We start from the raw sequence: 14568 nt of genomic DNA on the forward strand, positions 1-14568 counted from the left end.
AGGCGGGTATGACTGCGGTTCTGTTAGACATGGAGCCTGTTTTGGATCACGCCACCGCCGCACCGGCCACCTCACCTGCCGCCATCGCCGCCCGCATCGCGCGCACCATCGCCACTGAAATCTCCGCCGCCCCGTCGCAAGTCAGCGCGGCGGTCGATCTGTTGGATGGCGGCGCGACCGTGCCCTTTGTCGCGCGTTACCGCAAAGAGGTCACGGGCGGCTTGGATGACACGCAATTGCGGATGTTGTCCGACCGGCTGACCTATTTGCGCGATCTGGAATCCCGCCGCGCGACCATCCTGAAATCCATTTCCGAACAGGGCAAATTGACCGCCGATCTGGCCAAATCCATTGCCGGAGCCGAAAGCAAATCGACGCTTGAGGACATCTACCTGCCCTACAAACCCAAACGCCGGACCAAGGCGATGATCGCGCGTGAAAACGGCTTGGAGCCTTTGCTGCGCGCGATTGATACCAACCGGACGGCTCCGCCCGAAACCCTGGCCGAAGCCTATGTGACCGAGGCGGTGCCCACCGTCAAAGACGCACTCAATGGCGCGCGCGACATCCTGACCGAGGAACTGTCAGAGCGTGCTGATCTTTTGGGCAAGCTGCGTGATTTCATGCGACGCGAGGCCTTTGTCACCGCCAAACTCATTGCGGGCAAGGACCAAGAGGGCGCGAAATTTTCCGATTATTTCGACCACCGCGAACGCTGGTCGGATATTCCGTCCCACCGCGCTTTGGCGATCCTGCGCGCCGCGAAAGAAGACATCGTGACGATGGAAATCGGCCCCGATTCTGAGGAGGGCGAACCGCGCGCCATCGCCATGATCGGCGCAGCTTTGGGCACAGAGGGACAATTGCCCGGCGATGAGTGGCTGCGCGGTGTGGCGCGTTGGGCGTGGCGGGTGAAGTTTTCGATCTCGCTCTATATCGATCTGTTGGGCGAATTGCGTCAGCGCGCCCATGACGAGGCGATCAACGTCTTTTCCCGCAATCTCAAAGACTTGCTCTTGGCCGCCCCGGCAGGTGCAAAAGCCACGCTGGGCCTGGACCCCGGCATTCGCACCGGCGTGAAAGCCGCCGTTGTGGACGCCACGGGCAAGGTTTTGGACACGGCAACGATCTATCCGTTTCAGCCCAAAATGGATGTGCGCGGCGCAGAGGCCAAACTCATCGAATTGATAGGACGGCATAACATCGCCCTGATCGCTATCGGCAATGGCACCGCCAGCCGGGAGACCGAGCGGCTTGTCGCAGACACGCTCAAACGCCTGCCGCAGGGCGTCAAAGTGCCGACCAAAGTCATCGTGTCCGAAGCGGGTGCGTCGGTCTATTCGGCTTCCGAATTGGCCGCACAGGAATTCCCCGATCTCGATGTCAGCCTGCGCGGCGCGGTCTCGATTGCCCGCCGCCTGCAAGACCCTCTGGCCGAACTGGTCAAGATCACGCCGCAATCCATCGGCGTTGGCCAATATCAACATGACGTCGACCAACGGCGGTTGTCGCAGGCGCTTGACGCTGTGGTCGAAGACGCGGTGAACGCGGTGGGCGTGGACCTCAACATGGCCTCGGCGCCGCTGTTGGCACAGGTCGCGGGGCTTGGTCCGTCTTTGGCCCATGCCATCGTCTTGCACCGCGACCAACACGGCGCCTTCCCGTCGCGCAAGGCGCTTTTGAAAGTTGCCGGTTTGGGGCCGAAAGCCTTTGAACAATGCGCCGGATTCCTGCGCATTCGTGATGGGGCGGAGCCTTTGGACGCCTCCTCTGTGCACCCCGAAGCCTATGATGTGGCACGCAAAATCGTGGCGGCCTGTGGTCGTGACATTCGCGACATCATGGGGCAGACCGCCGCCCTCAAAGGCCTGCGCGCCGAGGAGTTTGTCACCGGCGATTTCGGCCTGCCGACCGTGCGCGACATTTTCACCGAACTGGAAAAACCGGGCCGTGATCCGCGGCCAGAATTCAAAACCGCGAGCTTCACCGACGGGGTTGAGGACATCAAGGACCTGAAACCGGGGATGAGCCTTGAGGGCACCGTGACCAATGTGGCCGCCTTTGGTGCCTTCGTTGACATCGGCGTGCACCAAGACGGGTTGGTCCATGTCAGCCAACTGGCCGACCGGTTCGTGAAAGACCCACATGAGGTGGTGAAAGCCGGGGATGTTGTGAGGGTGCGGGTGACGGAAGTCGACATTCCGCGCAAACGGATCGGGCTGACGATGCGCAAAGACGGCAATAGCGCCAACGATGGGCGCCGCAGCGATGCGCCTACCGCGCGCGGGACATTCGCCGCCAAACCGCAGGGCGCGCCATCGGGCAAAGCGGGTGGAAAACCGGGCGGCTCCAAAGATCATAAAAAGGCCCCAGCGCCGCAGAACCGCACACCAACCCCAAGCGGCAACAGCGCCCTCGGGGCCGCCTTGTTGGACGCGATGAAGAAAAAATCCTGATACAGCCTACATATTAAAGAGACGTCAGCCTCATCACCGTATGACCGCGTCGGCGATGAGGAAGACACGAAACCTGAAGAGTCCACAGCAATCAGCCTAGGCGTTGAGGTGGACGGGAACGGGCTACAAAGATGGTGCAGATCGTACTTTGTAAGGCCCCGCCCAGTGCGGGGCTTTGTGCGTCAGGTGGCCTCGGGATCACGACCCGCACACTGTTCCCAAGAATTCAGATCGTGGCCATTCTATTTGATGCGGCGTCCAAAGCACAGGTACGCGGGAGCAACACCTTTGTGCCGCCACTGAGTACGCTTTGATTTAGGCGCAATCAGATCCAGCTCAACGTCATTGTCATCGTAGACACGTTCGGAATGAAGACCACCGAGCGTAACCGATATGAGGTGGTCGCAATTGAAAGTGAGTAGAACGATGTGTCTATTCAGTACCTTAGAAGGTAGAACAGCACCGGATGCCAATCAACCAAAATGGTGGGTGGCGGAGACGAAGGGTGCGCTACATTTCATTTATTTAGTTGGAAATACTAGATAAATTAATCTGACAGAAATAGCATACCACACTTTAAACCACACCCAGAAGTACGAAAGCCCGTCAGTTAGAGCTGTGGCTACTTCGCGCTTCTTCAGCTGACACGCGATCTCGTAATGCTCGCAAAATAACTTCCTCGATCTCTCGAACACGGAGTCCATGGTCGTATGCGAGCGCGTCAACCAGATTGGCGATCTCCGGGTCCTTGGGGCCGTATATGGGCCAGTCGTGTAGCTCATGGCTGTCGGGGTGCATTCGCCGTTCCATCATCTTTCCTCCAAATCACGCTTAGACTAACCGGGGGAGCGTCGCCCCGACATAGCGCACTTATGCACACGGGTCGCGCTAAGATTCTGAATTTCAACGACCTTTCCTAAATCCATGTCTTCATTGGATTTTATTGTCATTCGCCAACTCTAGATGCTACGATGAGGACGGCGGCCCAACCCCAGCGGCCGCGATGAGTGAGACCATGAGCAAGAATTATACGCTGTATATAAAAGCCTACACGCCCGAGACCATTCCGATGGCTCGGTTGGCTCAGTACATGCAAAACCTTGCCGCTATGCTCGGTCATGATACTGCCGTTCACTTCGATACGCTGAAGCCTGGCAGCACGCAACTTGTTACGAGAATCGACCATGAGGACGTGCCAAAAGTTGCAGCTCATATCGCCCAGGTGAAGCGGGGTGAGGGAAGCCCGGAGGCAACAAGGGCCAAGACGGAGATCGACCGCTTACTTGCGGAAGACAACGCCACTGGCTTCGTCTACGAAGACGATGACGAGAGCGCCGAAATCATCGTCTTTCCAGGCGTGAACCGCCCCAGACCCACAACTTATGGGCCATTTAACCAAGAAGGCACACTCGATGGAATACTGATCAGCGTCAGCGGCGCGGATCAAACTGTGCACCTTCAGCTACAGAATGGTGAGATCAAGTATACCGGCATCGACACCAATCGCGATACTGCTCGCCGTCTTGCCAAGCATATGTACGAACCTGTGCGTATTTACGGCACAGGTCGATGGCTTCGTGACCAAGAAGGCCATTGGATTCTGAAAAAGTTTCGCGTGGATAATTTCACAGTGCTCGCCCCCGACGATCTCAAAGATACTATCGTCCAGATGCGTGAGATCAAGGGCAGTGATTGGGCGAGTATGGATGATCCGATTGGAGCGCTGAAAGCTCTGCGCGAGAAGGGCAACGGTCTGCACTAATGGTTGTTTTCGATAGTTCAATCTTGCTGCTTGTTCTTGATCCCAACGCCAAAGCGCCGGTTGACCCTGCTACTGGTATCTCCGTAGAAAAAGCGGCTGAGCGGATCGAATACCTGATCACAAACCTCACAGCTGATAAGGAGAAGATCGTTATCCCGACTCCTGTCCTAAGCGAAGTGCTGGTCCATGCTGGGGGAGCCATGCAGGCCTACCTCGACACCCTCAACGGACAAGCAGCTTTCAGGATCGCGCCATTCGACCAGAAGGCAGCTATTGAAGCGGCCCTCGCCATGAGCGATGCGATCAAGCGCGGCGGCCACCGTATCGATGCAGCAAATCCCGACGCAACGAAAACCAAAATTAAGTTTGACCGTCAAATCGTTGCAATTGCGAAGGCGGAGGGAGTGCATGCCGTCTATTCTGACGACGCTGACGTACATAGCTACGCAAAGCACGCAGGATTGGACGCATACCGGACGGCTGACCTCGATTTACCGCCAGAAGATCCTCAGCAATCTTGGGACTTCGACACCACGTCGTAAGTCCTACGCTGGCGGCCAGCGACCGAAATCTGCTGGCAGTGGGGCAACATATCAACCCACACCGGCTTTGTTGCACAAGATTTAATGGCGTCGATGATTTTCAGGCGGGATATCTGGGTATGGGTTCGCTTTCTCCCCCTCAAACAATGACTTAGCGCTTGGCCCACGGCGGATGGCGTCCCGCACGTCTGGGGCCTTCAAGTCGAGAGAACGATATGCGTCGCCCACCTTGGCAACAGCTTCGATACGTCCAAAATGAAATGCGCAGGTCTCTGCGTAATTCGCCAAGCCCACCAGTTTGGGTAGGGAATCAGCCAAGAATTGGCCGTGGGGATCGACGATGTTCGCCTGTACCGTTCCGTCGTCCACTTTCGAGAAGAATATGAAATCCGGCCTCATGATGCTTTCCTGTCCATCATCTGGATATGTAATACCCAACGACTCGGCACTGGCCGATGAAGGGTTGCGATACCAAGCGAGAAAACCAACGTGCCTGATCTCCTGCGTCAACACCTCCAATTCCCACGAATTGAAGGCAGCAGGGAAATTGCCATCTGCGTCGCAAAGCAAGTGGTGATTGTATAGCGGCAATACCTGTTCTCTCCCGCCTTCGTTGACTTCAACGGTCGGCTGCAAGCTGTTGCGCGGCATGGCTAGCGAAACATCGAGTGGGTTCGCGCTCAGCTCACGCAATTCCCGATAAACGTCCTGTCGCTCGTCACTCAGCGCCTTGATTGCGTCGTCATGGTCAGTCAGCCATTCATTTGCAAAGGCTTCCGCTTCGGCTTCCAGAAAATCCTTGATCATCGGAACCAAGCCGATTGCAGCGACGTCTGCATGGGCTTCGACAAGGGCCTCTTCTTCGTCGTCAACGCCCGCGTTCTTTTCGGCCAAGAATTCACTGTAGGTCTTGGCAACATCGGGCGAAATCATACGGGCGGCGCGCTTGTAGGCATCTTCGATCACGGCCAGATCGGCGTCTTCAATGAAGTCGTCAAAGGTCATGTCGGTGCTGCCCACCGCTGCGCGGCCAGTCTTCCCCTCGACCCTCAGCACCGTTTGCCGCGCTTTCTCGATTGCCTCGGCGTAGTCAGCCTGAGCCTTGTCCAACAATGCGTGCAAATGCGCATGGGCAACCTTGCCCGCATCCGGCAGGATTGCATCCGCCGCCAACTCATGTGCCAGCCCGGTCAACCGCTTGATCGGTCTCGCCTGTTTCTTGGGTAGGGTCTTTGACGGCAGCGACAACAGTTTGTCCCACACCTCTTGCGGCACCGCTGGATTGGGCGACATTTCCTTGGGATTGATCAGCACCCGGCGTCCAGGCAGCTTGTCGCCCAGATCACCGCCGGTCATCAACGACTGGACAACCGCCTTAACCGTCGCCTGGTTGAAGTTCGGCAACAGGCAATCGACCGCATTCAACCGCTCATTTCCGGGGATGCGCCGCGCAAGAGGAGTCCGCACCATGCGGCCCAACATTTGCGTGATATGCGTCTGGTCAGAGGCGGCGCGGAACGAAACCATCACCTCGGCGCGGGGACAGTCCCAGCCAGTGCTGATCGCCTCTTTCGCAAGCAAGATGCGCACATGGTCGGATTCCTGCACCCGTTCAGGCGCGATATAGGGGACGGAATGGCCCTTATAGGACTCGGTCTTTTTCTCGCCAAACACGTTGTAAACGCTATCGGCTGGCAGTTCCGGCCAAGTGTCAAAGATAGTTTGCAACCATGTCCCAACATCATCCTTGTTCGGTGTGTTGGGTACCTGCAAGACCATCAGCGGTGTCACCATCCCGCTTTCGCCTTGCTCAGCGGCATAAGCATCCCATGCCTTCGTAATGTCGCGCAGCTTCTGCGTTCCGCGCCTGAGCAGCACAGTTGCAAAATCGCCTGCCTCATTTGGCACATCGAGATTGATCGTGTCCTTCAACAGACCGGAGTCCTGCACCAGCTTAGAGTTGACCACCACGTTAGGCAGCGCAGTCCGGTCCTGCATCGCTTTCACGGCATCATCAAACCGCTGCACAGTCGCAGAAATCCCCCAAACAACTGGCACACCCGGCACGCCGCCTTCTCCGTTGATCAGACGTGTTACGATGGTCTTTGTGCCTTTGGCGGCATCACGCATCCCACGGTGTGCCTCGTCCAGCACCAGATACAAGGTCAGGTCTGGGTCATCGACCGTATTACGGATGGTGTCCCAAATCGTATGAGATCGGGCATCCGGCATCAGCGGGGTACCGTTCACCGTTTCCACACCTGCGTCGTCCGCATCGTGCCCGCGTACAAGCAGACTAGTCTTGGACAGCTTTTGCGTATTGAGGAAGTATATCTTTCTCGGCTCGAAGGTCTCCCGCCCGAACGTGTTCTCGACTGTCACAAGGTCAGAGACTGTCAGCTTATCAGCCGCTTCCATTAGGCGAAACTTTGATTGTTCGTTGAGCGACGGGTCATCGGTAAACCAGAGCACCACCGCGCCTGGGTCAGGTGCAAAGTCGTAATCGTCGGATCCAAAGAATAGCGCCTCAAATACAGCAGCGGCCATGACAGTTTTGCCAGCACCCGTGGTGGCGGTCAGGGAGAAGGCGTTTTTCTCTTTGTCGTCATGCCAGCGTTTACGGGATTTCTTGAGCCTATCCAGAACCTGGGCCACCGCGTCGTCCTGGTAATCCTTGAGCGTGAATTTCATGTCTCAGCGCCCCATCGCAAAGCGGAAATTGGTTAAGTAGGATTCATACAGCCGCACGGCCTCCACCCCATCGGGCAGGCGCTGCGCGACCGATTGAAAGCGTCTGTCATCATCAGTGACGATGTAAGCAACGCGAATGCCTCCCGCGGCCTCCACGGCCTCTGTGAAGGGCGCAGCGGTGTCCAAATCGGTCAGCAGGCCATAGGTATCGACAACGTCCCAGCCTGCATCTGGCAAGGCGTCTATGCGCCGCCCTTCACTGCCTGCACGCATCCACAAGAGCGGGGCAATGCGGGCGAAGGCGCGGTTGTGGCCGATCGAGACGGGGGTTTCATAGGTGAGCGTGAAGAACTCGGCGTTTTCTTCGAACCCTTTGGCCATCGGGAATTCGTCGGTGAACTTGTAGTCGCCCTTGATCGGCTTGCCGTCCGGTGTTTGGCCTGTAATCGCCGCCTCGATGCGCGGCTTGGTGATGTAGTCGCAAATGCCCCACTTTTCCCAATCATCGTCGCCGGGGCGCAACTTGTCTTTGGTTAGCGCCCTTTGCTCATCAGCGCCCACTTCGTTGTTTGTAACTGAGATACACTGGCGACGGCCTCCGTCCTGCTTATTGAGGCGCATGACTGCGTGAGAAGTCGTGCCTGAGCCAGAGAAGAAGTCTAGAATGGTCGCATCAGGTTTAGCAGAAACAGAGAACCGCAATGCATCTTCGACGGCATAAAGTGACTTAGGGAATGGAAAGCGCCGATTGGGTATCAAAGCTGTTAATGTATTAGTCCCGTACTCGCCCGCATTGTGAGAGCCAATTCTCCATTGGGTTCCGGGCAAAAATAGGTTTCCACCTTCAATGGATTCAGCAATTATTGAGCCGTCCTTGCGATGTCCGAGAATACGAAATTTCCCATCTTCGACTTTCTTCGCCTCTCCCCGCTTGAGATAATAAATCGCCCCAACAGACGGCTTTGCGGCCCTCACAAGGCCAATATTGTTTAATTCCATCAAACGTTCATGTGATACTTGCCAATATCCGTAGCTCCCGTCAGCCCGAGTCGGCCACAAAACTTCTGTCCCTTCCGGTTTTTCCATAGAAGGTTCTTCATTGAGTGGAATTGGCTTACCGGCAGAATGTAATCCCGATCCATCAGTGTTTACAAAAATCGGGTAGAATAAACCGGGTCGATCCTCACGACGTACCGCACCGCGCAATCCCCGCCTCCTCAATTGTTGCCAATAAACATCAGTTGAAGACTGCTTATCTGATGCTCTCCATTCGTCGCTGAGGCTTGTTGGGGCAGGCTTCGCTTCTCCTAGAAGAACGAAAAACAAGTATTCGTCAGTCCTTGCAAAAGAGTCGTTCCTAGACTGTCCTTTTGGATTGATCAAAATGCTCACCATCTGAACTCGACCTTCGGGAAAGACTTGCTCCAGTAGCAAACCCAGCCTCAAGAACTCCTTTTCATCAATTGAAACAATCAGTGTTGAATTTGTGGGATTCATTAGTGCGCGAGCAACTTTCAACCGCCGCTCCATGAATGCAAGCCATTTGGAATGCCTATATAGGTCATCCCCTTCAACATAGTCGTTGTTGTATTTCCAATCCTTCGCCCCGGTATTGTAGGGCGGATCAATATAGATCACGTCCACTTTTCCCCGATGGGTGAAGGTCAGCGCCTCCAGGGCGTGAAAGTTTTCTCCGTTGATCACGGTATGAAAGGGCTTGTCGCCGCCGCGCGTCACCTTTCCGGTGCTGACAAGACCGGGATAGATGTAGTCGCGGAACTCGGCCACCACGATCAGGTCTTCCACCGGTACGGTCTGCGCCTCCGGCTCATCGGTTCCGATCAGGGATAGGTCTGCCACCCGCTGCCCATCTACCTTGTTGGTGCGCGCCACTTTCCACAACCGCTTGTCGCCCTTGTCGGTGTTGCCACGGGGCGGAAGCACGCGCACCTTGTCGCCCTTACGGATGGGCCGTCCGGGCAGTTCGACCGTCTCCGGTGTGTGCCGTTCAAAATTCAGACCAAAGGACCGGCGGCTGGCGAGCGCCTTGAACTCCCGCTCCAGCTCTCGCCCTAGATCTGCATCCTTGACCTTCGCTTGCAAAATCAAATCCGTCAGCCGAGACATGCGCCCACCTCGATTTGTATTGCGATTAGCGGCATGTTTGTCCCCATGACCATATACTTCCCGCGCAGCGCTTCTGCCGCCCTCGTGTTTGCTAATAAATTGAGGGCCTTGCCTCACCCCACGCTACAATTGCAGACGAAACGAGCAGCCGCCAGCCCAAAGTAGCCGTCGATCTTTGCCAAATGAGTGAAGAAGCGTCATGCCGGAAACGATAGGCAGGCGACCATACTGCACGCGGCGCATTGGCATTCGCCATGGAGTCACGCCCAGTGCCCCCAAGGCGTTCACATTGCCACCGCCTACGGCCGCGAAAATTCCACTACGATGTGCAATGCGCCTTCAGCTACTCCCGCGACCCAAGGCACCTCGGTTGCTTCATTCCCAGACCGGGCACCCAGTCGATGACCAAATGCAGCGGCACAGCCTGTTAGAGCCGCCATTCGTGCATCGTGCTGCATTTTCTTAAGTCAAATGGCGGCAATGCAAGGGCAAGCCTGTCATTCGCCATAGAAAGAATAATACCTGCCAACTCGGCGCACGTCTTGACGATTTGGCACCACGCGCCCTTATTCGCACAGTGCAGGCATAGGAGCAGCCCGCAGCATTTTTAAAGAGGGCGCGAAACTGCCGTTAGCTGCGTAATTCATGAGCGGCAGCTTTTGCGGAGCTTTCAATATGGACATTCAGTCCTGCTAAGATCACGCGGTCAATTTTGCTGGGCGCCAGCAGCGAGACTGTGACAGTATGTACTGAGCGGTGCTCGATATTGATCGCCAAGACGTGACCGGCACCTGATCGCAAAAAGGCTGGCAAAGCCGTACGAGGGCGCGTGAAAATAAAGCTGATACGACTGAGCTTCGAATGGGATCTTATTTGAAAGAGAATGTCACAACGCCCACGGGAAAAAGATGGGTCGAGACTGCTAGCGCTTGGGCTGACGAAAAAATCGAACCCTTCAACTTGGGGCAGATTTGCGATTTTGTCGTAAAAGAAGTGCGCTTAGACGACTGTTCGATTGACCCAAGAAGAATCGCTGGAACATCTCATGCTCGCTACAATCAGGGTATGACCTGGCGGGTATTCTTGAGCGACGCGAAAAAAATTGCTGCCAAGCTGGATGTTCTCGAACTTCGGCCTGAATATTATGAAGATCCTTTGAGCTACGACCACGATCCCGAGATCAAGTTTGGCCACCCCGACGGGTGGCATCTGTATGATGATGGAGAAAAGCTGTTTATCTCGGAAGGGAACCATCGAAGCGTGGTGGCCAAATTTCGTGCACACGAGGACGGCATCACCTCTCAACGGGTTTATTCCGTAATCAAGTTGAAGGCTTCGCCAGAGGCACGCCGCGCCTACGCAAATCTCCAACATTCATATCTACCTTTCGAAGCTGATAGCGGGCCCGAAAGAAGACTTATTTCAGATGAAAACGGGGTTAAACTTTATCAAATACGAGTACGGTTCTGGCTGCTTGGTTTTGGCGGTCCATCGCCTTATGAAATGGAAATTCATGAAGCCGCGAAATTTGTAGAGCGCAGAAATCGCTGGCGAAAAAAGGTGTTCAATCTCGTACCAAACCTCTATCGTAAACTCTGCGCCTGACTAGAGCGCAGCCGCTTACGTGGGTCGCGCGGATATCTATCAATACTTGAGTATCATCGCATGAAATCCGCAGACGGAATGCTGCCCTCAGCCAGTTTAGGTGGTCCTATGGAAATTCAATTTTCAACAACTCTCAAGCCAATGGCCGACTTCGAAGTGGGAGAAATCGGTCTCTGCAACTTTGGCCGGGGGGCCGAACTCGCCATGCTTGTTGTCAAGCTCGATCAGGACCTTGGTTTTGCTACAATGCATGACCAAGACGGTGACCTGTTCAGTATTCACTATGTGGGACACAAGCCTGACCTCTGCCTTTCCTACGGCCAAGACTGGAAGCTGGTGATCGACCCCACTGGCGATATCCAAGTGGGAGGCTATGCCTCACCTGAAATTGGCGATATCGTCATGTGGAGCGGTGCCTATGGCTTGTGTGCGGCTCAGCCTCGAGGCCCCATGAAGAGCAAGATCAACTTTCCACTGACCGGCACCGTTTCCAATCGGGCACCCATCGAAGCAGTATTCAGGTCTTGGAAGATTGTCCTCAACGAGATTGATCCCGAGACTGGCCTCGCGCCCGTGATCTTCCGTCATCTCGCCAAGCAGGTTTCGCCACCTTGATGAAAACATCAGAAAACAAAGAGAACAGAAACCTTTGAAGGTGTCGCGGTTGTCACTGAAGTGGCTGCACAAACATCTGCCAGTAAGTTTCTGCCGCACCCTCAAACGTCAGCTTCTGGTCTCTGTTTTGGCCGAAGTGTGCCATCCCCATACTCCGCAGATACAGGGTTTGCTCATCGGCCTCGACGGTTAGGTTCTCATTGAACCCGTTGGTGTCTGCATTTTCGGTCGCAGTGTAAGCAATGCCCCCCATATGCTGCCCACCCATGAATACGGTACAGCGGCTCGCAGCCTGACCGTTAGGGCTTCAATATTGCGATACAAGATCGCTGTAGGCGATTTTTCAGATGTTTTTTCAGGGGCGATCTGCCCCAGCGCCTAGCGGCGCTCCCCCAGAGGATATTTTTCGGAAGATGAAAGCGGTCAACTTATGTTACGATTTTGTTCGCGCGAGCAAGTTGTGGCCAGTCACCGCTGGACTACCATAACCGTCACCGCTTTCCGGATCGGATAGTCAAAATGTTACCACCAGAGAAAATCGTTGCCCAAGTCGAGCTCAATTTTACCGGCCTTGCGCTCTTTCGTCTTAAGCGCGATCGCGAAATTTCCGCAAACGAAGCTCGACGGCTGGTTCAGGTCGGCTGGGGCAAACCGGATGTCGTCCAAGCCGTGACATCTGATGGTATGCCCATGATTTTTGAGTGTATCGCCATAACTGAGCAAGGCGCAGCGATGTTCAAGGAGATTGAAGAAGCGGTCTCTCCAGTAGCAGGAGCTTGGGGAAATCGGGGCGAGATCAACGGCTTCCTGAAGGCTGCCCTTGGCCTCTCATCGCCTGACACTTCTCGGGTACTAACTGCACCGCGTGTCTTCTCGCGAAAGATATTCAACATCACCTTTCAAGAAGGCGTCGATGATTTGTATAGCCAAAGCGTCCGCGGCTGGTTCCCAGGCAACATAGCGGATTGGCCCATAGCGCAGCTGAGACTCCGTTCCTACCACGACGCGCCACTTGCTGACGTGAGCTTGGGTACACAGTCTCAGAAAGACGAGCGTCATAAAGCGACGCAGTCCGACTGAAGAAATTTCTGCTAATAAATGTGCTGTTCTGAAGCTTCGCCGGATCGGCCCGGAGACCTCCAGATATCGGAGGGCCGATCCGGCGAAGGAACTTCATTTTTTCAACCTGTCGGCACGGTCCATCAAGCGTTGCATCTTGGCCCCTGTGCCGGTCGAAGGGCGAGGATCTGTTGCGGCGGCTGAGGAACGGGACGCGTCCGCTCCTGGATTCAACCTCCGGTTTGCATCGCTCTTTGCGTTTGAGGACATTCGGTTCGGTTGCATCGGGCGGGATTGCGGCATCATTCGCCGGACACTGCCTCCAACGGTTGCGGCCGCCCAGCCTGCCTGCAAGTTGCCCGATATCATCGGCACGATGAACGGGATCGCCACGACCATCACAAGCGAAAGTATGACTACAGCCAGAAAGGGAAGCGTCGCTCCAACCTGCTTGACAGAATCCGGCGATCCGATCTGGCCGACCAGTTGGCTCACCAGGCCGAAGACCATCGAGAAAACGCCAGCCATCACGACCGGGTAAAGGGCAAAACTCGCCAGCGAAGACACCCATCGGTGGAAATAGTCCTTCGTCACCGGGAACATCGAGCAGAGGATCATGATGGGCGCGATACCTATCAGGAATGTCATCATCATCTTTGCCAGAACGAGAACAGCGCCCGCCGCGCCGCCGATTACAGCCAGAAGAGCCATGAAGAAGACTCCCATCACAGCCTTGCTGACCGCCCCCATATGCGATGTGGCCGAGTTGCCGTATTCGGCCAGCCTGTCGAGCTGAAGGTCAAAACGAAGGGCGAAATATCTGGGTCCCGCGAGGTCTACCCCGATTGCCGAGCCGACCAAGCGCCCAGCCAGTTCATCGAGGCCGTCGATTATGTGACCGCTGACGAAGTTAAAATTTGCCCAATTGAACGCGAATGTGTTGATCAAAGCGATCTTGAATGACAAGACCAGCAGCTCTTTCCCGTCCATGGGGCGGATTTGCCATGCCATGTTGATAAACAAAACGATCATCGCGAGGGTCGCGGCCCCGACAACTATCGTGCCGGAGACCTCCGCGACCGCCGCGAACTGCGAGGTAGCCACTTTCTCGAGACCCTCGTCTGCGGCTGATACGATAAAGTTAACGATACCCATCACTCAGCCTCCTGGCACTGAGTGCGCAACCGATCCCGAAGATCGGAAATGACAGGGAAATACTCTTCCGCCGACCATGCGATGTGCAGGCTGTCGGTGGCGATCGGGGCGGCAAAACCCAGTTCCGCGTACTCGTCCTCGATGATCGCCCAGTCGGGCCATAGAGTCTCGCAATCGCAAGAACCGGCCTCCAGCGCCATCTGATGCCGCTTCAAGCTATAGAGGTCGTCCGCTGCCACTGAGCGCCATGAATCTCGAAACGACCGGAAAGTCAGATGTTCCGGTCGCGGGCGGATCGCGCAACCGTAGCGGTCGGTCTCTGCGGGTTGGATGGAATTGCTCAACTCGATCTGGTCAGCCATCGCCGGAGCGCTAGTCAAAGCCAGAAATAGGATAGCTCGATAAATCATGCGGTTACTCCCGTCGTTTGTTCAGTGTTGCTTGTTCGGTGTTGCGTGTTGCCTGTCGCTTGTCCGGTGTTGCGTGTTGCGTGTTGACTGTTCGCTGTTGAGTGGCCACGGTCGCGTGTCGCGTGTCGCGTGTCGCGTGTCGCGTG

The 14568-nt window shown here is 55.7% G+C and carries 10 protein-coding genes and 1 pseudogene; 6 read left to right on the top strand and 5 right to left on the bottom strand.

The genetic code is table 11. The features are described from left to right. The first annotated feature begins 29 nt into the window (after positions 1–29). The 3 genes from C8029_RS06340 (at position 30) to C8029_RS06350 (ending at position 4760) form a co-directional block, all read left to right on the top strand. On the top strand, positions 30–2456 hold the full coding sequence (locus tag C8029_RS06340; protein WP_051130621.1) for a Tex family protein: 2427 nt from the start codon (positions 30–32) through the stop codon (positions 2454–2456). 1015 nt (positions 2457–3471) lie between these two features. Next, positions 3472–4218, top strand: coding sequence for a hypothetical protein (locus C8029_RS06345; protein WP_152002492.1), 747 nt, complete (start codon positions 3472–3474; stop codon positions 4216–4218). Further along, positions 4218–4760: a PIN domain-containing protein gene (locus C8029_RS06350; RefSeq protein ID WP_152002493.1), complete on the top strand. Its 543-nt coding sequence runs from the start codon at positions 4218–4220 to the stop codon at positions 4758–4760. The genes C8029_RS06345 and C8029_RS06350 overlap by 1 nt, the downstream gene beginning before the upstream one ends. An 81-nt stretch (positions 4761–4841) precedes the next feature. Here the strand turns inward: C8029_RS06350 and C8029_RS06355 are convergent, their stop codons facing one another. After that, positions 4842–7451 (bottom strand): DEAD/DEAH box helicase, encoded by a 2610-nt coding sequence (locus C8029_RS06355; RefSeq protein WP_152002494.1) that lies wholly within the window; start codon positions 7449–7451, stop codon positions 4842–4844. A 3-nt stretch (positions 7452–7454) separates the two neighbouring features. Then, positions 7455–9578 (bottom strand): site-specific DNA-methyltransferase, encoded by a 2124-nt coding sequence (locus C8029_RS06360; protein ID WP_152002495.1) that lies wholly within the window; start codon positions 9576–9578, stop codon positions 7455–7457. 861 nt (positions 9579–10439) lie between these two features. Between C8029_RS06360 and C8029_RS06365 the strand changes: the two genes are divergently transcribed. Next, positions 10440–11183 (top strand): hypothetical protein, encoded by a 744-nt coding sequence (locus tag C8029_RS06365; RefSeq protein WP_152002496.1) that lies wholly within the window; start codon positions 10440–10442, stop codon positions 11181–11183. A gap of 108 nt (positions 11184–11291) precedes the next feature. Further along, on the top strand, positions 11292–11798 hold the full coding sequence (locus C8029_RS06370) for a hypothetical protein (protein ID WP_152002497.1): 507 nt from the start codon (positions 11292–11294) through the stop codon (positions 11796–11798). Between the two features lie 52 nt (positions 11799–11850). Here C8029_RS06370 and C8029_RS06375 read toward each other — a convergent pair. Then, positions 11851–12087 (bottom strand): annotated as a pseudogene (locus C8029_RS06375) (hypothetical protein); the annotation flags it as partial. Positions 12088–12317: 230 nt separating this feature from the next. Between C8029_RS06375 and C8029_RS06380 the strand changes: the two are divergent. Continuing rightward, positions 12318–12878, top strand: a complete 561-nt coding sequence (locus C8029_RS06380; protein ID WP_152002499.1) for a hypothetical protein — start codon at positions 12318–12320, stop codon at positions 12876–12878. A 93-nt stretch (positions 12879–12971) separates the two neighbouring features. On the opposite strand, the gene C8029_RS06385 is transcribed toward C8029_RS06380, so the two are convergent. Further along, positions 12972–14012, bottom strand: a complete 1041-nt coding sequence (locus C8029_RS06385) for a TrbL/VirB6 family protein (protein ID WP_152002500.1) — start codon at positions 14010–14012, stop codon at positions 12972–12974. Next, positions 14012–14422 carry a hypothetical protein gene (locus C8029_RS06390; protein WP_152002501.1) on the bottom strand — a complete coding sequence of 137 codons (411 nt, stop codon included), beginning with the start codon at positions 14420–14422 and terminating at the stop codon, positions 14012–14014. Before C8029_RS06390 ends, C8029_RS06385 begins: the two co-directional genes overlap by 1 nt. Positions 14423–14568: the final 146 nt, after the last annotated feature.

The organism is Roseobacter sp. TSBP12 (assembly GCF_009129705.1).
Taxonomy (GTDB): domain Bacteria; phylum Pseudomonadota; class Alphaproteobacteria; order Rhodobacterales; family Rhodobacteraceae; genus Celeribacter; species Celeribacter baekdonensis_A.